Source organism: Streptosporangium sp. NPDC001559, assembly GCF_042893955.1.
Lineage (GTDB): Bacteria > Actinomycetota > Actinomycetes > Streptosporangiales > Streptosporangiaceae > Streptosporangium.
On sequence record NZ_JBIAVG010000001.1, the window covers coordinates 90027 to 109856 of the forward strand.

17 protein-coding genes are annotated in these 19830 nt (G+C 70.5%); 7 read left to right on the forward strand and 10 right to left on the reverse strand.

From position 1 onward, the window contains the following. Positions 1–100: 100 nt before the first annotated feature. Positions 101–709 carry a TetR/AcrR family transcriptional regulator gene (locus tag ACFYY8_RS00420; protein ID WP_390035649.1) on the forward strand — a complete coding sequence of 203 codons (609 nt, stop codon included), beginning with the start codon at positions 101–103 and terminating at the stop codon, positions 707–709. On the opposite strand, the gene ACFYY8_RS00425 is transcribed toward ACFYY8_RS00420, so the two are convergent. Genes ACFYY8_RS00425 through ACFYY8_RS00440 form a run of 4 tightly spaced genes read right to left on the reverse strand, consistent with a single transcriptional unit; the run spans position 703 to position 4790 of the window. Beyond that, positions 703–2025 (reverse strand): ATP-binding cassette domain-containing protein, encoded by a 1323-nt coding sequence (locus tag ACFYY8_RS00425; protein WP_390035651.1) that lies wholly within the window; start codon positions 2023–2025, stop codon positions 703–705. The genes ACFYY8_RS00420 and ACFYY8_RS00425 overlap by 7 nt on opposite strands. Next, positions 2025–2798: an ABC transporter permease gene (locus ACFYY8_RS00430; RefSeq protein ID WP_390035653.1), complete on the reverse strand. Its 774-nt coding sequence runs from the start codon at positions 2796–2798 to the stop codon at positions 2025–2027. Before ACFYY8_RS00430 ends, ACFYY8_RS00425 begins: the two co-directional genes overlap by 1 nt. Continuing rightward, positions 2791–3666: an ABC transporter permease gene (locus ACFYY8_RS00435; protein ID WP_390035655.1), complete on the reverse strand. Its 876-nt coding sequence runs from the start codon at positions 3664–3666 to the stop codon at positions 2791–2793. Before ACFYY8_RS00435 ends, ACFYY8_RS00430 begins: the two co-directional genes overlap by 8 nt. After that, positions 3663–4790, reverse strand: a complete 1128-nt coding sequence (locus ACFYY8_RS00440) for a spermidine/putrescine ABC transporter substrate-binding protein (RefSeq protein ID WP_390035657.1) — start codon at positions 4788–4790, stop codon at positions 3663–3665. The genes ACFYY8_RS00435 and ACFYY8_RS00440 overlap by 4 nt, the downstream gene beginning before the upstream one ends. Positions 4791–5151: 361 nt before the next feature. Here ACFYY8_RS00440 and ACFYY8_RS00445 point away from each other — a divergent pair, with 361 nt between their 5' ends. Continuing rightward, on the forward strand, positions 5152–6072 hold the full coding sequence (locus ACFYY8_RS00445) for a hypothetical protein (RefSeq protein WP_390035659.1): 921 nt from the start codon (positions 5152–5154) through the stop codon (positions 6070–6072). A gap of 168 nt (positions 6073–6240) precedes the next feature. Further along, positions 6241–7212, forward strand: coding sequence for an SIS domain-containing protein (locus ACFYY8_RS00450; protein WP_390035661.1), 972 nt, complete (start codon positions 6241–6243; stop codon positions 7210–7212). Positions 7213–7218: 6 nt separating this feature from the next. Here ACFYY8_RS00450 and ACFYY8_RS00455 read toward each other — a convergent pair whose 3' ends face one another. After that, the gene (locus ACFYY8_RS00455; RefSeq protein ID WP_352009553.1) at positions 7219–7605 is read right to left on the reverse strand and encodes a DUF742 domain-containing protein; all 387 of its coding nucleotides are present in this window, start codon (positions 7603–7605) and stop codon (positions 7219–7221) included. Positions 7606–7608: 3 nt separating this feature from the next. Then, positions 7609–10050: a nitrate- and nitrite sensing domain-containing protein gene (locus tag ACFYY8_RS00460; RefSeq protein ID WP_390035663.1), complete on the reverse strand. Its 2442-nt coding sequence runs from the start codon at positions 10048–10050 to the stop codon at positions 7609–7611. 353 nt (positions 10051–10403) lie between these two features. Here ACFYY8_RS00460 and ACFYY8_RS00465 point away from each other — a divergent pair, with 353 nt between their 5' ends. From ACFYY8_RS00465 to ACFYY8_RS00480, 4 genes are read left to right on the forward strand one after another with little or no spacing between them, the layout of a single operon-like run. After that, the gene (locus tag ACFYY8_RS00465) at positions 10404–11480 is read left to right on the forward strand and encodes a glycine betaine/L-proline ABC transporter ATP-binding protein (RefSeq protein ID WP_390035665.1); all 1077 of its coding nucleotides are present in this window, start codon (positions 10404–10406) and stop codon (positions 11478–11480) included. A 23-nt stretch (positions 11481–11503) separates the two neighbouring features. Beyond that, on the forward strand, positions 11504–13429 hold the full coding sequence (locus ACFYY8_RS00470) for an ABC transporter permease (RefSeq protein WP_390035667.1): 1926 nt from the start codon (positions 11504–11506) through the stop codon (positions 13427–13429). Then, positions 13426–14385, forward strand: coding sequence for an ABC transporter substrate-binding protein (locus tag ACFYY8_RS00475; RefSeq protein WP_390035669.1), 960 nt, complete (start codon positions 13426–13428; stop codon positions 14383–14385). Before ACFYY8_RS00470 ends, ACFYY8_RS00475 begins: the two co-directional genes overlap by 4 nt. Next, positions 14382–15329 (forward strand): ABC transporter substrate-binding protein, encoded by a 948-nt coding sequence (locus ACFYY8_RS00480; RefSeq protein ID WP_390035671.1) that lies wholly within the window; start codon positions 14382–14384, stop codon positions 15327–15329. Before ACFYY8_RS00475 ends, ACFYY8_RS00480 begins: the two co-directional genes overlap by 4 nt. 61 nt (positions 15330–15390) lie before the next feature. On the opposite strand, the gene ACFYY8_RS00485 is transcribed toward ACFYY8_RS00480, so the two are convergent. From ACFYY8_RS00485 to ACFYY8_RS00500, 4 genes are read right to left on the reverse strand one after another with little or no spacing between them, the layout of a single operon-like run. Next, positions 15391–15978: an ATP/GTP-binding protein gene (locus tag ACFYY8_RS00485; protein WP_352009559.1), complete on the reverse strand. Its 588-nt coding sequence runs from the start codon at positions 15976–15978 to the stop codon at positions 15391–15393. Beyond that, a complete protein-coding gene (locus ACFYY8_RS00490; RefSeq protein ID WP_352009560.1) occupies positions 15959–16321 on the reverse strand; it encodes a DUF742 domain-containing protein in 363 nt (120 codons plus the stop codon). The genes ACFYY8_RS00485 and ACFYY8_RS00490 overlap by 20 nt, the downstream gene beginning before the upstream one ends. A 24-nt stretch (positions 16322–16345) precedes the next feature. Further along, a complete protein-coding gene (locus tag ACFYY8_RS00495; RefSeq protein WP_352009561.1) occupies positions 16346–16765 on the reverse strand; it encodes a roadblock/LC7 domain-containing protein in 420 nt (139 codons plus the stop codon). Beyond that, on the reverse strand, positions 16762–19707 hold the full coding sequence (locus ACFYY8_RS00500) for a nitrate- and nitrite sensing domain-containing protein (protein ID WP_390035674.1): 2946 nt from the start codon (positions 19705–19707) through the stop codon (positions 16762–16764). The genes ACFYY8_RS00495 and ACFYY8_RS00500 overlap by 4 nt, the downstream gene beginning before the upstream one ends. Positions 19708–19830 lie beyond the last annotated feature (123 nt).

Sequence of the window (19830 nt, forward strand, 5' to 3'; positions counted from 1 at the left end):
GCGGCTTGAAGAATGATTCAATACTTGCTCTAGCTAAAACGCTAGGAAACGGTCACTATGGACCCCGGTACTGAACCGGGTCCCGAACGAGTGGGGGAATATGACGCGCAAGAGACGGGCGGATCGGCGCCTCGATCTCATCGCCGCCGCACACCGGGCGATCATCCGGCACGGCACCGAGGGGGTGCACCTCAACCACGTCGCCGAGGAGGCCGGTCTGACCTCCGGCGCCGTGCTGTACCACTACCCCCAGCTCGGCGAACTGCTGGTCGACGCGCACCACGCCGGCATGGAGCGCTTCTACGAGCAGCGGATCAAGCGGATCAGCGGCATGCGCGACCCCGTCGAGAAGCTTGTCGTGACCATCCGATCCGGCCTGCCACACGGTCCCGACGATCCGGAGGTCCGGCTGCTCAACGAGCTCGGCGGAGCCGCGCCCCGCAACAGGATGTACGCCCTGCTGCTCACCACGCTCTACGACCGCCAGGTCTCGATGTACCAGAGCATCCTGGAGACCGGAGCCGCGCTGGGGACCTTCACCCTGTCCGACGACTCCCTGGTCATCTCGCGCAACCTCGTCGCGCTCGAAGACGCGTACGGTTACCGCATAACGGCCCGCCACCCGGTGATCGGCCCGGATGAGGCGGCGGAGCTGATCCTCGCCTACGCCAGGACCGCCACGAACAACCCGCTCAAGACGTCTCATTGAGGGATCAGCACCCCGTCCTCCGCCGCCCAGGTGAGGGTCACCGAAGACCCCACCTGGACCCGCGTCGCCCCCTGCGTCGCCACCAGGACCACGTCGTCGCGACCGGGTACGAGAACCGAGACGTGTGACACCCCGCCGTAGAAGCTGACATCGGCCACCCTCCCCCGCAACGCTCCTGCGGCCTCAGTGGCCTCAGAAGGCGTATTGTCCACATCCGGGTCCTTGTCAGCGGATGCCGTCCCTTGGCTCCCAGTGACGGCCTCAGCGTCCTCCAGGGCCTCCTCCGCCACCTGCCCGGCGTCACCGGAGGCGTTCTCCTGCCCGTCGGTCCCGGAGACGTCGTCACCGCCGCTCTCAGAAAGCCGCTCAGCGCCGCTTCCCACGTCCTCGCTCACGCCGTCGTCGCTCCTGGAGGCGCTCTCGACAGCGCTCTCGACGACGCCCTCGACGGCGTCACCCGGATCCGGCGCCGCGAGCTCCGCGAGCCTGACCCGCTCCGGCCGTACGGCCAGCAGCGCCGCCGCCCCCTCGGGCAGCCCGTCCGGCCCGGCCAGCACACCGATTCCCTCGCAGGTCAGCCCGCCCGCGCAGGCCGTACCCGTGAAGAGGTTGTTGGCCCCGACGAACCCGGCGACGAACGGCGTCGCGGGCCGTTCGTACAGCGTGACCGGGGCGTCCACCTGCTCGACCCGGCCCGCGGACAGGACGGCGATCCGGTCGGCGAGCGACATCGCCTCCTCCTGGTCGTGGGTGACCACGACGAAGGTGATCCCGACCTCGTGCTGGAGCCGCTTGAGTTCGAGCTGCATCTCGGCGCGGACCTTCTTGTCCAGCGCGGAGAGCGGTTCGTCCAGTAGCAGCAGCCTGGGCCGTTTCACGATCGCCCGGGCCAGCGCGACCCGTTGCCGCTGGCCTCCGGAGAGCTTGTCCGGCCTGCGACCCGCCGTCTCGGCCAGGCCGACCTTCTCCAGGACCTCGGCCACCCGCTCCCGGATCTCGGCCTTGGGCAGCCGCTCCCGCTCAAGACCGTAGGCGACGTTCTTGGCCACGGTCATGTGCGGGAACAGCGCGTACGACTGGAACATGAGGTTGACCGGGCGGCGGTGCGCGGCCTGGGTGAGCAGGTCGGCGCCGTCGAGGGTGACGGTGCCCGCGTCCGGCGTCTCGAAGCCCGCCAGGATCCGCAGCAGGGTGGTCTTGCCGCAGCCGCTCGGGCCGAGCAGCGCGAAGAACTCACCCTGGCGGATCTCCAGGGAGACCCCCGACAGCGCCGTGACGTCGCCGAAACGGCGGCTGACATCTGTGATCTGCAGCATCAGGACAGTGACTCCGTCAGTCGGGTCATCCGCTGGGCCGCGATCACCACCGTGAAACTCACGGCCAGCAGCAGCGTCGCCAGCGCGTTGATCTCCGGGGTGACCCCGAAGCGGACCATTGAGTAGATGACGATGGGCAGGGTCGGCGTGGTCGGCGCCGCGGTGAAGAAGGCGATCACGAACTCGTCGACGGAGAGCGTGAACGCCAGCAGCGCGCCCGCCACGATGCCCGGCGCGAGCTGCGGCAGCGTGACACGCACGAACGTGGTGAACGGCGAGGCGCCCAGGTCCCGCGACGCCTCCTCAAGGGAGTCGTCCACGTGGGTGAGCCGGGTGCGCACGACCGCCGTCACGAACGCCATGCCGAAAACCGTGTGCGCCAGCAGTACCGAGTGCAGGCCGAGCGTCATCCTGACCGCCGCGTAGAAGACCAGCAGCCCGATGGCCAGCACCAGGTCGGGCAGTACGGCCGGCAGCACGCCGAGCGTGTCGAGCACCCGTGACCTGGTGTACCTGGCCAGGCCGACGGCGAGCAGGGTGCCGAGCACGGTCGCGAGCACCGTCGATCCCGCGGCCACGATCAGCGTGTTGACCAGGCCCTCACGCACCAGCGCGTTCCCGGCGAGCTTGCCGTACCACTTCAGGCTGAGGCCGGTGAAGGAGTAGGGCGACCTCCCCGCGTTGAACGACATGACGACGAGCACGACGATCGGCGTGTAGAGGAACACATACGTCGCCCAGAAGGGGACGTAGAGGAGACGCGGTCTACGCACGGCGGGCACTCCATGCCTGCAGGAGGAGCAGGACGACCAGCACCGCGAGCAGCGCCAGCGTGAGGGCGGACCCGAACGGCCAGTCCCGCGCGGTGAGGAACTGGTCCCTGATCAGGTTGCCGACCATGATCGAACGTCCGCCGCCGAGCAGTTCGGGGATGACGAAGTTCCCGAAGCTCGGGACGAACACGAACAGGCAGCCGGTCAGGACGCCGGGCAGCGTCAGCGGCAACGTCACCGAGAGGAACGTGCGGGCGGGCCTGGCCCCGAGGTTGGCCGAGGCCTCGGCCAGCCGGGGGTCGAGCCGCTCGATCGCCGCATACAGCGGCAGCACCATCAGCGGCAGGTAGGAGTAGACCAGCCCGACGACGACGGTGCCCTGGTTGTACAGGAACTCGAAGGGGCCGAGACCGAGTTTGCCCAGGGCGGAGTTGACCAGCCCGGGACCGCTCAGCAGCACGATCCAGGCGTAGACCCTGATCAGCAGGTTCGTCCAGAAGGGCAGCACGATCGCCACCAGCGCGACCGTCTTCCACTTCCCGGGGAGCCTGGCGATCAGGTACGCCGTCGGGTACCCGAGCAGCAACGCGACCAGCGTGGCGATCAGGGCCGTCCGCAGCGAGCCGAGCAGGATGTCGAGGTAGATCGGATCGGCCAGGCGCACGAGGTTGTCCGCACTGGCCTCGTAGATGACCCCGCCGAAGCGCCCCCTGCGGAAAAGGGAGAAGCTCAGGACCGTCACCAGCGGGATCAGCAGCAGGACGATCAGGTAGGCCAGCCCAGGCCCGAGGAAGACGAGCCGCCCCGCCAGACGTGACCGGCGCGACCGGGAGTTGACGGTCGCGCCGGAGACGGCGGGGGCTGTCACTGCGCTGCCTTGACCTCGGTGGCGAGTCGGGTGTACTTCGCGGAGTCATCGCCCAGGTCGACGATGGACTCACCGGCGAGCAGCTGGGACGGGGTCATCTGCAGCGGCGCGTTCTTCTGCTTGAGCTCGGCGGGCAGCGCGTCCATGGCGGCCTTGTTCGGAACCTTGTAGAGGATGTTCCGCGCGGCCCAGCCGTGGACCTTCGGGTCCAGGATGAAGTTGATGAAGGCGTGCGCCGCCTCCTTGTTCTTGGAGCCGCGCAGCACGACCATGGTGTCGACCCACAGGTCGCTGCCCTCTCTGGGCACCACGAACTTGATGTTCTTCTCCGAGGTGGGGCACCAGCCGTCCCACGCCTCGACCATGACGGCCTCACCGCTCTTGAGGCGGTCGCCGAAGGTGACGTCGTCGTAGCCGAGCAGGTTCGGCTTGGCGGCGATCAGCTTCTCCTTGACCTTGTTCAGGTCCTGGTCGTTGCGGGTGTTGACGGACATCCCGAGCGCCTTGACGGCGGGCAGTGCCAGCCAGCGCTCGGTGGTCATCATGGTGACCTTCTTCCTGGCGTCCTCCGGCGGGCTGAGGATGTCGTTCCAGCTCGTCGGCGGCGTCTTCAGCAGGTCACTGCGGTAGCAGATGCCGGTCGTCCCCCAGGTGTAGGGGACGGAGAAGGCGTTGCCCGGGTCGAAGGCGAGCTCCTTGGCCTCGGGGTAGAGGTTGGCCAGGTTGGGGATGAGCTCGGGGTGGATCGGTTCGAGCAGGCCCGCCGCGTTGAGCGCCTGGGCGTACTGGCCGGAGACGAAGGCCACGTCGAGGCCGGTGTCGGCGCCCCCGGTCAGCTTGCCCATGATGATCTCGTTGGTGTCGTGCGTGGCCACCTTGAGCTTGAACCTGAGCTTCTCCTCGACCCGCGCGGCCAGGTCCTCGGGGGTGTAACCCGGCCACACCGAGATGGTCACGCTCTGCTTGGACAGGTTCGCGTTGGGGTTGAGCTGCTCCGCCGACGCCGAGGGGGTCGCCTCGGGAAGGGCTGCCGTGGTTCCTCCGCCGCAGGCCGATACGGCTAATGCGAGACCGGCCACCAGGGTGACAGCCGGAAGACGACGGGGGTACCGGGCACGGGACACGGCCGCTACTCCTTCAGTTTTCGGGATAAGTGGTGGACACCGACCGTTACGGACACGGCAGACCAAACCAGGAGTGTTGCAGCCAACCATAACTTGGGCAAGACTTTGCGCGTCATCACCCCTGGAAAGTTTGGTCCGCCTGTTGCACTCCACTTCAATCTGGACCCGGCTGAACACCGTGCCACAGGCGGGAGACGGCCGCAGTCACGCGCTGGTCGAGGCTCTGAGCAGCGAGATTCCCCCTCCCTTCACGGTCAGGCGATTCGGTCCTCTCCCTTTCACCCCGATCTCCGACTTTTCAACAGGAGTTCAACTAGCGGCCTCCCGTGTTATGGGTTCCGGCGCCGAGCGAGGGGTCGGCGTGGACCAGACCAACCACTCGGTGGTCGTCGGGGAGAGCGTGGTCGTCAAGTGGTTCACCCCGCCCGCCCCGCTCCCCCAGCCCGCTCCTGACGTGCTCGCCCATCTCGCGGAGACCGGTTTCACCGCGACCGCGGCGCCGTACGCGGCGCTCTGCCGGGAGGGGAGGCTGCTCGCCCTGGTCACCGCCTATCTCCCCGGCGCGGTGGACGGCTGGCAGTGGTGCGTCGACGAGGCCGCCGCGGGCCGTACGGCCTTCGCCGCCGACCTGGGCGCGCTGGCCGCCGACCTGCACGCGGCGCTCGCCACCCCCTCCGCGACCTTCCCCGACCCGGTACGGCGGGCGCACGACCCGGGGCGGGACCTGGCCGTCCGCGCCGAGAAGGCCCTGCGGGAGGCGCTCGCCCTGACCGGGAACACCGGGGACACAGACGGGCGCTGGCTGCGCGAGCACGCCGGCGCGCTGCGCGCCGGGCTGTCGCCGCTGGCCTCGGCCGGCCCGACGCCACTCGTGCGCGTCCACGGCGACCTGCACGTGGGACAGATCCTGCGCTGGCGGGAGGGGTACGCGGTGATCGACTTCGACGGCAACCCCACCGTCGCCGAGGCGGACGTCCACCAGCCCGTGGCCCGTGACCTGGCCCAGCTCACCACCAGCCTGGAGCACGCCGGGCAGGTCGCCGTCAGACGCCGCGGCGCCGACCCGTCGGCGACCGGCCGGTGGGCGGCCGAGGCCGTCGCCGTTCTCGGGGAGGTCTACCTGACCCGGCTGGCGGAGCACGGCCACGCCGGCCTGCTGGACCGTTCCCTGCTCCACCCGTTCGAGATCGAGCAGGAGTGCAGGGAGCTGATATACGCCGCCCGGCACCTGCCCCGCTGGCGGTACGCCCCGATGGGCGTCCTGCGCTCCCGTTACCCGTGACGCCGTACGAGCCGTCCTCCCTGGGGCGGTCACGCGACGCCGGCTTGGTCATCGCCGGCCCGATCGCCGTGGCAAGCCCCGCCGAGCGAACCCGGAGAACATCATGAGAGACCGTTCCGCATCTCCTCCCCGCCCTGAAGGACGGGGCATCCATGCCGGAGGAACGTGGTGAATCCCGAACTGTACCTCGCCGACCTGGAGGCCAAGCCCGCCGCGCTGGCCGATCTCGCCGGGCTCCTCTCCGAGACCGACCCCTTCGCCGGGCTCCCCGGCCGGATCGGGCGGGTGCTCCTGCTGGGCATGGGCAGCTCACGGTACGCCGCGGGGGTCGCCGCGCTACGGCTGCGGGCGGCGGGGGTCGAGGCCGTCGCCGAGTACGCCTCCGGTGACCTGCTGCCCCCGGCGCTCCCGGACACCCTGGTCGTCGCGATCTCCGCGACCGGGGGCAGCCGGGAGACCCTCGACGCGCTGGCCCGTTACCGGGGACGGTCCTTCGTGCTGGCGATGACCAACACCCCGGGCTCCCCGGTCACCGAGGGGGCCGACCTGGTGGTGCCGATGGCGGCGGGCGAGGAACGCGGCGGTGTCGCCTGCCGGACCTTCCAGCACACCCTGGCCCTGCTGCTGGCCCTGCGCGACCGTCTCACCGGCACCGGCACCGGTCTGCCCACACTGCTGCGCCGTACCGCCGAGGCGACCGGTGACCTGCTCGAACGCCGTGACCTGTGGCTTGAGACGGCGGCCGAGTTGCTCGACGGGCCGGACGGCGTCCACACGATCGCCCCCGTCGAGCGCCTGTCCTCGGCCGAGCAGTCGGCGCTGATGTTCCGGGAGGGACCGCGCAGGGCGGCCGACGCCTGCGAGAGCGGCGACTGGTCCCACGTGGACGTCTACCTCACCAAGACCCTCGACTACCGCGCGCTGCTGTTCCCCGGCTCGCGCTACGACGACCAGGCGATGGAGTGGATCACCCGGCGCGGCTCGGCCGTCCTGGCGGTCGGCGGTGAGGTGCCCGGCGCCAGGGCGAGCGTGCGCTACCGGCACGACGACGACCGGGACGTCGCCCTGCTCACCGAGACCCTCGTGGCGGAGCTGGTCGCCGCGCGCTGGTGGCTCGCGGGAGCCCTCGCGGAAGCCTGAGCCGGGTCAGAGGCGGTGCAGCCCGCTGAGGACCCGTTCGAGGGTGGCCAGGTCGGGGCCGCCCGCCTCGCCTCTGGGACGGTGCACGCGCACCAGCCCCTCCGCCTCCATGTCGGAGATCAGGACCCGGGCCACGCCGAGGGGAACGCCCAGCAGGGCCGAGATCTCGGCGACCGAGCGGACCTGGTGGCACAGCTCGCTGATCGCGCGGTACTCCCGGACGTAGGACAGGCCGAGCCTGGCCGAGGTGGCCGAGGAGACCAGGGCCTCCATGGCGAGCCCGGCCGAGGGCGTCGTCCTTCCCCCGGTCACGGCGTACATCCTGACCAGGGAACTCTCCTCCTCGGCCGGTTCGGCGGGCCGCTCGCCGTACCAGGGGTCGTGTCCCGCCATGGCTCAGCTCTCCCGCTTCGGGAGTTCGTTGCGGGCCCTGCGCACCCCGTCCTGGAAGCTCGACATCCGGGTGCGCGCCAGGTCGGCCGACCTGGCGTGCCTGGCCGGGGGCGGACCACCCGGGGGGCCCGCGACGGAGCCCGGCACCAGGTTCGCCCGCGGGGTACGGCGCGGCAGGCCGGAGGAGGTCGTCCCCCCGAGGGCCGGGTCGTCGGCGACCTTGGCCGCCTGCCAGCCGTCGTCCCCCGGGGAGGACCACGATCCCGGCTCTCCCGTCACGACCGGGATCTCTCCCGTCGAGGCCGGGCCTCCCGCCGACGCCGAGCCGGAGAACGGGGGCGCGGCTCCGGCGCGGAACCAGCCCGACTCGACCGAGGCGAAGATCGGCAGGAACTCCTCCGCCTGCGCCGGGACCCCGGTGCCGGGCAGCGGCGCGACGGCCTCCTCGGACACGACCGCGGGCGCCGCGAGGACCGCCGCCCCGTTGTGCGTGGTGACCGAGGTCAGGAGTGTCTCGGGCAGCAGGACCATGGCGGTCAGGCCCATCGTCTCCTGCGGGCGGAGCTGGACGCGGATGCCGTGCTTGAACGCGAGACGGCCGACCACGAACAGGCCCATGCGGCGCGCGGTCGAGGCGTCGGCGCCCTGCGGGCCCGCCAGGCGCCGGTTCACCTCGGCGAGTTCCTCCGGCGTCATGCCGATGCCCTGGTCGGCCACCGAGATCATCACACCCCCGCCGTCGATGACGCCGCTGGAGACCACGACCGGGTTCTCCTTCGGGGAGAAGGACAGCGCGTTCTCCAGCAGTTCGGCGAGCAGGTGGACCACGTCGCTGACCGCGGGACCGATGACCGCGGCCTCCGCCTGGACGCGGATCGCCACCCGGTCGTAGTTCTCCACCTCCGACAGCGAGGCGCGGACCACGTCCATCAGCTCGACGGGGGTTCGCCAGCGCCGCGCGACCTCCTGACCGGCCAGGACGAGGAGGTTCTCGCTGTTGCGGCGCATCCGGGTCGCGAGGTGGTCGAGTTTGAACAGGTCGGCCAGGCGCCGGTCGTCGCGTTCGCCGCGTTCGAGCCGTTCGACCAGGGTGAGCTGGCGTTCGACCAGGGTCTGGCTGCGGCGGGAGAGGTTGACGAACATCGCGTTGACGGTGGTGCGCAGCCTGGCCTCCTCCCCCGCCAGCCGTACCGCCTCCCGGTGGACCTCGTCGAAGGCGCGGGCGACCTCACCGATCTCGTCGCGGGACAGCACACCGACCGGGACGACCTCGGCGGCGACCTCGCCGTCACGTGACTCGCGCACCTGCTGGACGTAGGCGGGCAGCCGGTCCTCGGCGATCCGCAGCGCCTCCCTCCGCAGCCGCCGCAGCGGCTTGACCAGCGAGCGCGCGACCCCGGTGGTGATCAGGAGCACGGCCAGCAGCAGACCGGCGACGCCTCCGGCCGTCAGCAGGGCACGGCTCTGCTCGGCGGCACCGAGTTCCTGGCTGCGGGCGACGATGGCCTGGGTGTGCCGCCGCTCGATCTCGCGCATCCGGTCGATCGTGACGGTCACCGCGTCGTACCACTCCTTGGCGTCGTCCTTCCTCGCCAGGTCGAGGCCTTTGAGGGAGGCGCCGGAGGAGGCGCGCAGCAGCACCAGTTCGCGGAGGAATTCGGCCCGGTCGGCGGTACGGCCGTCGGCGGTCTCGCCGAACAGGCGGCGTTCCTCGCTTCCGGCCTCGACGGCGAAGGCCCGGCGCGCGTTGCGTTCCTCGGAGAGCGCGCCGAGGAACCTCTCCATCTGGTCCTGTTCGAACCGGCCCGCGACCAGGACGACGGACAGCAGCGCCCGTTGCAGCGACAGGGCCTCCTTCGCCCTGGCCAGTGCCCCGAGGGTCAGTGCCTGGCCGAACAGCGCGTCGTCGTCGCTGCCCTTGCCGAGTTCGTCGTGGAGGGACAGCAGGTCCCCCATGACCAGGGTGTAGGCGTCCACGGCCGCGTCCGGCAGCAGCGAGGGGCCCATCGCCCGGTCCCGCAGCGGGCCGAGGTCGTCCAGCCGGGTGATCACGGTCTCGACCTCGTCCCTGGTCCGGCCGCCGACCGCGGTCCTGAGCAGGGCCGCGCCGTCCCGCACCCCCGTCGCCTCGGCGTCGACCGCCTCCATCTGCCGCCGTACGGCCTGCGTCTGGCGCTGCGGACGGCCCTGGGCGACGTACCAGGAGGTCAGGTCCCGTTCCTGGGCCAGCGCGTGGGTGAGCGCCCCGATGTGGTCGGAGAGCCTGGCCAGGTCGTTGACCCGCTGGTAGTCGGTGGCGGCGCGCAGGGAGGCGGCGACCTGGATCCCGCCGAGCAGCACCGCCGCCGCCGTGGGAACCAGGATGAGCGCGACGAGTCTGGAGCGCACCCGCCAGTTCCGCAGGCGGAGGCCGCTGCCCGCCCCCTCGATCTTGTGTGTACTCACCGAACGCTGCCTCTCGGTGGACGAATACCGGCCGAATTTCCCACGGCCCCGGCAATTCGAGCACATCTCAACCTATTGGGCCAATCGAACACATCTTCATGAATGACTACTTATGGGACCGCGCCCCGGAAGTATCAATCCTCATTTCCAAACTGGAATCCCCGTTACGGACATCCTTATATATCCATTACGTTTTTATGCGTCACTTGACCGTTTACACCGTTCCAGCCAACAATTAAGGACAGCCGTTTAAACCACAAAACATCTCCAGAAGGCCACATCATTGTAATTGGCGATATTTCCCTCATATCTTGACTCACTACGTCCTTGGCCCACCGAATCCGGATGTCAGGTTGGAGGAGTCAGTGGTCCCGTCCGGCGGTGCCGCGATCGAGGTGCGCGGGCTGTGGAAGGTCTTCGGCCCCGGCGCCGACCGCCTTCCCCGCGACCTCCTCACCCACCTGTCCCCTGCCGAGCTCAGGGAGCGCACCGGCTGCGTCGCCGCGGTCAGGGACGTCACCCTCTCGGTACGGCCCGGCGAGGCGTTCGTCGTGATGGGCCTGTCGGGCAGCGGGAAGTCCACCCTGATCCGGTGCCTGACCCGGCTGGTCGAACCGAGCGCCGGGGAGATCACGATCGCCGGGCAGGACGTGCGCGCCGCCTCCCCCGCGCAGCTCAGACAGCTGCGGCGGCACCGGGTGAGCATGGTCTTCCAGCACTTCGGCCTGCTGCCGCACCGGGGGGTCCTCGACAACATCGCCTACGGCCTGGAGATCCAGGGCGTCCCCAGGGCCAGGCGGCGGCGCAGGGCGGGGGAGCTGCTGTCCCTGGTCGGCCTCGACGGCTTCGCCGACGCCCGGCCCGACACGCTCTCCGGCGGCATGCGGCAGCGGGTCGGCCTGGCCAGGGCGCTGGCCTGCGAACCCGAGGTGCTGCTGTTCGACGAGCCCTTCAGCGCGCTCGACCCGCTGATCCGCAGGGACATGCAGGCCGAGGTCACCCGCCTGCACCGCGAGGTCGGCACGACCATGGTGTTCGTCACCCACGACCTGTCCGAGGCGCTCAGGCTGGGCGAACGCATCGCGATCATGCGGGACGGCGGGATCGTCCAGCTCGGCACCCCCGAGGAACTGGTCGGCACCCCGGCCGACGGCCACGTGGCCGCCTTCGTCAGGGACGTTCCCAGGGGCGAGGTGCTCTCGCTGCGCTGGATCTGCCGTCGCCCGCGCGACGGCGAGCATCTCGACGGCCCGCCCCTGTCCTCGGGGACCGTCATCCGCGACGCGGTGCCGACCGCGATGGGGACGGCGCTGCCGATCGTCGTCGTCGAGGACGGCCGGGCGGTCGGCGTCGTCGACCGGCTCGACCTGCTGTCCGCGATGAGCGGCCTGCCCGGCGCGGGAACGGCGACGGGAACGGGCCGCGTGTGACCTCCTCCCCCTTAAGCTCCCCCGTGCGAGCCGCCCCGGCCCCGCCCGCCGTACCGGCGCTCACCACAACGGCCGCGGTCACAGTGGCGGCCGCGGTGACCGTCGTGGCCTGCCACCTGCTCTTCAGGGGGAGCGCGACGCTGCCGCACGACGAGGACGCGGCGTCCTTCCGCCTCATCGGCGACCTGCGCGACTGGGTCGACGCCAACCGGAACGCCAGCCCGCTCTTCCTGTTCCTGGTCAACTACGTGCGCCTGCTGGCCGGCGGCCTGAACGACGGTTTCGCCCTGCTCCTGCGGGAGCTCGGCTGGGCCGGGACCATGGGACTGGCGGGCGGGATCGGCTGGCTGGCCGGTGGGCCGAGGACCGCGGTGACCGTGCTGGCCGGGTTCTGCGCGTTCGGGGTGCTCGGCGTGTGGCCGGAGAGCGCCGAAACCCTCGCGCTCGTGCTCGCCTCGGTCCTGCTCTCCCTGCTGCTCGGCCTGCCGCTCGGCGTGTGGGCCGGCCGCTCGGTACGGCTGCGCCGTCTGCTCGACCCGGTCCTCGACGTGATGCAGATCATGCCGACCTTCGCCTACCTGGCGCCGATGGTGCTGTTCTTCCAGATAGGACCGGCCGCGGCCGTCGTCGCCACGACGGTCTACGCGATCCCCCCGGCGATCAGGATCACGGCCCTGGCCGTCGAGCGGGTCTCCCCCTCGGCGGTCGAGGCCTCGGCCTCACTCGGCGCGACCCGCTGGCAGACGCTGCGCACGGTCCACCTGCCCCTGGCCCGCGCGACGATCGCGCTGGCCGTCGGCCAGACCGTCATGATGGCGCTGTCCATGGTGGTGATCGCCGCGCTGATCGCGGCCCCCGGCCTCGGCTCGGGCATCGTCACCGGCCTGTCCCGGGCCGACGTCGGCCTCATGCTCCCCTCCGGGCTGGCCGTCGTGGTGCTGGCCGTCGTCCTCGACCGGACGGTCACCGCATGCGCCGTACCGGGAGGACGACCGCGCCGGGCCGTACTCGCCGCGGCGGTCCTGACGCTCTGCGGCGCCGCCGCCTCCCTGCTGCTGGGCACCGGGTTCCCTCCCGGCTGGACACTCCACCTGGCCGGGCCGGTCAACGACGCCGTGACCTGGGCGAAGTTCTCCTGGTACGGCGTCACGGACACGGTCAGGAACCTCGCGACCGAGGCCCTGCTCAACCCGTTGCAGGAGGTGCTGACCTCCTCCCCCTGGTGGCTGGTCGCCGGGGTCGTGCTGGTGGTCGCCTGGCGCCGCGCCGGTCCCCGCGACGCCGTCGTCGCCGCCTGCTGCCTGCTGGCCACGGCCCCGCTCGGGCTGTGGCGGCACACCATGGAGACGCTGACCACCGTACTGACCGGGACGGTGCTGACCCTGGCCGCCGGGCTCGCGCTCGGCGTCGCCGCGGCCCGCTCCCCCCTCTTCTCCGCCGTGCTACGCCCGCTGCTCGACGCCGCGCAGACCATGCCGTCGTTCGTCTACCTGCTGCCCGCGCTGGCCCTGTTCGGCGCGAGCAGGTTCACCGCGGTCCTGGCCTGCGTGGTCTACGCCCTGCCCCCGGTCGCGCGGCTGGTCCAGGACGGGATCGGCGCCGTCTCCCCGGCGGCCGTCGAGGCGGCCCGCTCCTGCGGCTCGACCGAGTGGCAGGTGCTGTGGAAGGTCCGCCTGCCCCTGGCCCGCGGGGCGATCCTGCTGGCCGCCAACCAGGGCGTCGTCATGACACTCGCCATGGTCGTGGTCGGCGGGCTGGTCGGCGGGGGCGGGCTCGGCTACGACGTCGTCTCCGGCTTCGCCCGGCGTGCCGACTTCGGCATGGGGCTCGCCGCCGGAGTGGCGACGGTGCTGGTCGGGGTCGCACTCGACCGGATCACCAGGGGCGCCGCGAGGCGCCCCGCCAGGAAGGTCCCCCGATGGTCTCCCGGAAAGAAGAGGATCTCATGAGGATCGGACGCAGCATCCGTCTGCTCGCCGGCGCCCTCACCGTCGCGCTGGCCGCGGGATGCGCGGGCGCCAGGGTCGAGACGGGTCAGGCCGCGGCGCCGGCGTCGGCGGACTCCGTCGTGCGGATCGCCGTCAACCCGTGGGCCGGTTACGAGGCCAGTACGGCGGTGCTCGCCTACCTGCTGGAGAAGAAGCTCGGCTACACCGTGAAACGCGAGAACCTCGCCGAGCAGGTCTCCTGGGAGGGTTTCGAGAAGGGCGACGTCGACGTCATCGTGGAGAACTGGGGCCACGAGGACCTGAAGAAGACCTTCATCCAGGACAGGAAGGTCGCCGTCGAGGCCGGTTCGACCGGCAACAAGGGCGTCATCGGGTGGTACATCCCCGCCTGGATGGCCAAGGAGTATCCCGGCATCACCGACTACCGCAACCTCAACAGGTACGCGAACCTGTTCAGGACCTCGGAGTCCGGCGGGAAGGGCCAGCTGCTCTTCGGCGACCCGTCCTACGTCAGCAACGAGGACGCCCTGATCAGGAACCTCGGGCTGAACCTGAAGGTCGTCGTGGCGGGCAGCGAGGCGGCGCTGATCGAGTCCGCGACCCAGGCGCAGCGCCAGCGCAGGCCGCTGCTGTTCTACTTCTGGAAGCCGCACTGGCTGTTCGACAGGATCGACCTGGCCAGGGTCACCCTGCCCCCGCACACCGAAGGCTGCGACGCCGACCCCAAGAAGGTCGCCTGCGACTACGCGGAGCTGGACCTCGACAAGGTCGTGAGCAGGAGGTTCGCCGAGACCGGCGGCCGGGCCTACCAGCTGGTCAAGAACTTCTCCTGGACGAACGAGGCGCAGAACGCCGTCTCGAACGACATCGTCAACAACGGTCTGAGCGCCGAGGCCGCCGCGGAGAAGTGGATCAAGGCCAACGAGTCCGTCTGGTCCTCCTGGATGCCCCAGTGAGGGCCCTGTCGCATCCGCTGACCCGCCTCGTGGCGGCGGCCGTACTGCTGGTGTGGCTGCCCGGGTGTTCCGCCCCGCAGCAGAGGCCGCCGGTGACCGGCGGCCTCGTGCGGATCGCCGTCAACCCGTGGGTCGGCTACGAGGCCAGCGCCGCCGTCCTCGGGGTGCTGCTGGAACGGGAGCTCGGTTACACGGTGCGGAAGGTGCCGCTCAACGAGACCGAGTCATGGGAGGGAATGGAAAAGGGGACGGTCGACGTCATCGTCGAGAACTGGGGCCGTGAGGCGGAGAAGAAAACCTATATCGAGGACAGGAAAGTCGCGGTCTCCGCCGGGCGCAACGGCAACAGGGGCGTCATCGGGTGGTACGTGCCCCAGTGGATGGCCGAGCGATATCCCGGCATCACCGACTGGCGCAACCTCAACAAATACGCCGGACTGTTCAGAACCGAGAAGTCCGGTGACGCCGGGCAGGTTCTCGACGGCGACCCCTCCTATGTCACCAATGACGAGGCGCTGGTGCGTAATCTCCGTCTCGACTACAAGGTGGTCTACGCGGGAAGCGAGAAGGCGTTGATCAACGCCGCGGAGGTCGCCACGGAACGGCGGACCCCGCTGCTGATGTACTTCTACGAGCCGCAGTGGCTGTTCACCCGGCTCAAACTGGTCAAGATCAACCTTCCCCCCTACGCGATCGGCTGCGACGCCGACCCCAAGAAGGTGGCCTGTGACTACCCGCCCTACCTGCTGGACAAGGTCGTGAGCACGAGGTTCGCCGAGACCGGCGGCAGGGCCTACGAGCTGGTGCGCAACTTCACCTGGAGCAACGACGACCAGAACGCGGTGGCCGACGACATCGTCAACGCGAACATGACCCCGGAGAAGGCCGCGGAGAAGTGGGTCAGGGAGAACGCGATCGTCTGGAAGGACTGGATCCCCGCCTGACCGGTCGTACGGGAGAGAGCAGCGCGGGAGGGGGTCCTCCCGCGCGCCGTGCCCCGCGGTCTCAGACCGGCATGCCGTAGGCGGCGCGGACCCGCAGGACGTGCTCGACCAGCGTGATGAGCGTGCCCTTGACGGAGTCGCGGGAGCGCGCGTCGGTGCGCACGATGGGGACGTGCGGGGCGAGCGCCAGGGCCTCGCGCACCTCCTCCTCCGTGTGGAGGAACCTGCCGTCCCAGCCGTTGATGCCGACCACGAAGGGGAGCTTGGCCTCCTCGAAGTAGTCGATCGCCGGGAAGCCGTCGGCCAGCCGCCGGGTGTCGACCAGGACCACCGCGCCGATGGCACCCTTGACGAGGTCGTCCCACATGAACCAGAACCGGTGCTGACCCGGCGTGCCGAACAGGTACAGGATCAGTTCCTGGTCCAGCGACAGCCTGCCGAAGTCCATGGCGACCGTGGTGGTCGCCTTGTTCGGGGTGAGGCCGAGGTCGTCGATGCCGGCGCTGGCGTCGGTCATCACCGCCTCCGTGGTCAGCGGCAGGATCTCGGAGACGGCACCCACGAACGTGGTCTTGCCGACGCCGAAGCCACCGGCGACGACGATCTTCGTCGACGTCAGGCCGCCACGGTTAGAGCCTGCGAAGTCCACTGAGAACCCTTTCGAGCATGTTGAGATCCGGTTGTCCCTTGTCGAGGCTCGGCTGGTGGAGGCGGACGAGCCCCTCGTCCGCCATGTCCGCCACCAGCACGCGGGCCACGCCAAGCGGGACCCTCAGCAGCGCCGAGATCTCGGCGACCGACCGGAACGCCCGGCACATCCTGATGATGGCCTCCTGCTCGGGGGTGAGCAGGGCCAGCTCCTCGTCCATGATGAACGAGGAGGAGACCAAGGTCTCGATCGCCATGTGGTAGCGCGGCTCGGCGCGACCGCCGGTGACCGTGTAGGGACGGAACAGGGGTTCCTCGTCCCCACTTCCATCACTCCCGAGCACGGCCCCCTCCAGTGAACCTCATCGTCATCTCCGGGATGCCTGTAGTTCGGCCCGCAGAGCGGGGGTGAGCACCTGACCCGCACGGTCGACCAGCAGGGTCATCTGGTAGGCGACCAGTCCCATGTCGCACTCGGGGGAGGCGAGGACGGCGAGCACCGAGCCGTCACTGATCGCCATGACCAGCAGCAGCCCGCGCTCCATCTCGACCACCGTCTGGGTCACGGCCCCGCCCTCGAAGACGCGGGACGCCCCGACGGTGAGGCTGAGCAGGCCCGCCGCGACGGCGGAGAGCTGGTCGGCCCGGTCGTCGGGGAAACCCTCCGAGCTGGCCAGCCGCAACCCGTCCGCCGACACGCACACGGCGTGCGCCACCCCTGGAGTGCCCCGGACGAACTCGGTGATCAGCCAGTCGAACCTGCTTGCCTCGTGGCTCAGGGTCGTCACGAGCCCTCCTCCTTATCCGCCAGGGTCCTGGCGGCGTCCTCGTTGAGTTCGGCCCGTCCCCGCCGTACCCCCTGCTGGAAACTCGACAGGCGGCTGCGGACCCGCTCGGGCGAGAGGGGCGGCATCGGAGTCGACGGTGCGGCCGCGGCCGCACCCGGGACCAGGTTGGCCTTCGGGGTGCGCTTGGGCAGGCCCGCGGCGGTGATCCCGCCGAGGGCCGGGTCGCTGGCCGCCTGGGCGGCCCGCCATCCGGCGTCGGCCGCTGCCTCCCAGTTCTCCGGCTCGCGGGCGGGTGTCCGCGGCCTGAGCGGTCGTGCGACGGGCTCGGGAGCCTGGCCGGGATCGCCGGCCTCGGCCTCCTGTGAGTCGTCACGTGTCTCCGGTCCGGGGAGGGCCTGCTTGACGGCCTGTGACGTCTGGCCGGCCTCCTCCGGTTCCTCGGTCTCATGAGGTTCGTCGGCCGCCTCGCCGTGCCCGGCGGCCGCCTCGGTCCTGCGGAACCAGGCGGACTCGACGGAGGCGAAGATCGGCAGGAACTCCTCCTGCTCGGGTTCGAGGGGGGAGATCCGTACGGCGGGCATCGACGCGGTCGCCGGGTCGTCCTGGGCTTCGAGCGCGTCGTGGGAGCTGTGCCCCCAGGCGGAGAAGCCGCTCGGCGGAGCGGGGGCGCCGGTCGCCGCGCCACCGCCCGCCCCGGGGACCGGCCGCTTGGGCAGCGGGTAGGCCGTGCCGGACGGGGCGCCGAGCGAGCCCGAGGCGATGGGCTGGTCGGCGGGGATGGGGTGCTCGTCGGGGAAGGACACCGAGCTGAAGGGGTCGGCCTGCGGGAACGAGGGGTGTCCCTGCCCGAGGGAGGTGTGCCCGAAGGAGGTCCGGCTGAGGGAGGTGCCCGCGAACGAGCTCTGTCCGAAGGAACTCTGCCCGAAGGAACTCTGGCTCTGCGACTCCCCGCCCCACGACGGGGTCTGGCTCGGCTGGACCGTCTCGACGATGAGCGCGGCGGGGAACAGGACCATGGCGATGAGGCCGCCCGACTCCTGCGGGCGCAGCTGGACCCGGACGCCGTGGCGCAGGGCCAGGCGGCCGACCACGAACAGGCCCATCCTCCGGGAGACCGAGACGTCGACCACGGGCGGGTCCGCCAGCCGCCGGTTGGTCTCGATCAACTCCTCGTTGGTCATGCCGATGCCCGCGTCGCTGACCGCGAGCAGCGCGCCGCCGCCCTCGATCATGCTGCTGGAGACCACGACCTGGCTGGCCCTCGGGGAGAACTGGATGGCGTTCTCCACCAGCTCGGCGATCAGGTGGACGACGTCGTTGGCCGCGCTTCCCGAGACCGAGAGCGTACGGTGCACCTTGACCTGGACCCGCTCGTAGTCCTCGACCTCCGACAGGGAGGCGCGCACGACGTCGACGAGCTTGGCCGGCTGGCTGCGCCTGCGGGAGGGCTCGTGGCCCGCCAGGACCAGGAGGTTCTCCGAGTTGCGGCGCATGCGGGTGGCCAGGTGGTCGAGCCGGAACAGGTCGGCGAGCCGTCCGCCGTCCTCCTCGCCCTTCTCCAGACCGTCGATCAGCGAGATCTGCCGTTCGACCAGGGTCTGAGTGCGGCGGGAGAGGTTGACGAACATCGCGCTGATGTTGGAGCGGAGCTCGGACTCCTCGGCGGCCAGTCGTACGGCCTGCTGGTGGACCTCGTCGAAGGCCTTGGCGACCTCTCCGATCTCGTCCTTCGAGTCGACGGAGATCGGGGCGATGTCCGGCGCCCTGGTGTCTCCCGAGACCCGTAGGTTGCGCACGACCTCGGGAAGCTTGAAGCCCGCCACGTCCAGCGCCTCGGAGCGCAGACGGCGCAGCGGCAGGACCATCGAGCGGGCGATGAGGACGGTCAGTCCGAGGATCAGCATCAGCAGGAGCAGGATCAGCCCGGAGGCGATGATCGCGTTGCGCTGCTCGGTGTCCTCAAGCTCCCTGGCCCGGGTGATCACGGCCGTGGCGACCTGGGTCTCGACCTTCCCCATCCGGTCGAGGATCGTGGTGTTGTCGGCGAACCACTGCTTGACGGCGGCGAAGTCGGTCAGCAGGCGCCCCTGCGGCTGCGAGCCGCTGGCCAGCACGATCGCCCTGGCCTTGGTCAGCTCGGCCCGGTAGACCTTCTCGTCCATCAGGGCCTTGACGAGGAGCTGGCGGTTGGCGCCGCTCGCCTCGATGGTGAAGTCGGCCTTGTACTCCTCCATGCGCGACCTGGAGGCGATGAACTTCTCGATCTCCTGGGCGGTGATCTGCGAGGGGGCGTAGTAGCCCGCGAGCAGACGCGAACGCTGCCGGGAGACCTCCTCCTTGGCGCGGGCCAGCGCGCTGAGCGCCCGGGTGTTGCCGACGATCTCGGGGTCGTCGCTGACCAGGGTGAGTTCCTCGTGCAGCTGCAGCAGCGGGGCGATCATGATGCTGTAGCGCTCGGCCCGGTTCGTCCCGGGCAGCTGCCGCAGCTCGCCCAGGCCCGCGAGCTGGTAGCCCACGTCCCTGGCCGCCTCCGCGGCGCGCTGGCCGTAGCTGTCGTCGATGTTCTGCAGGTCGAGCCTGACCTGGCCGACCAGGGCGTCGACGGTCTTCGCCTGCGCCGCCGCCGCGTCCTGCAGTCCCTGGTTCGAGGGCTGGAAGGCGGCCCAGGCGACACGGTCACGTTCCAAACCGAGGGCCTGCGCCAGTTCTCGCAGCGATCCGGAGTACTCGGCCGCCGAGGCGGTCCGCTGGTATCCGGCCACGCTGTCGATGGAGGCGACCACGCGCGTTCCGGCGAGCACCACGCCCACCACGGTCGGCACGAGGATCAGGGCGGTGAGGCGCGTCCGCACACGCCAGTTCCGCAAACCGAACCGGGCGGCGAAGCGCCTGCCGCGGCTGTGTGCCGCGGTACCGCCGCCCTCGGTTGTCGCCGTCGTCACCGCTCTCGCTCTACCTCTCACCATCACGACATAGGTGGCCCTCATCAGACCACATGGTCACGGGACGCAATCGACAAAGCCGACAAACCGGACGCAATCGTTACGAAGGTGACGAGAGAACGA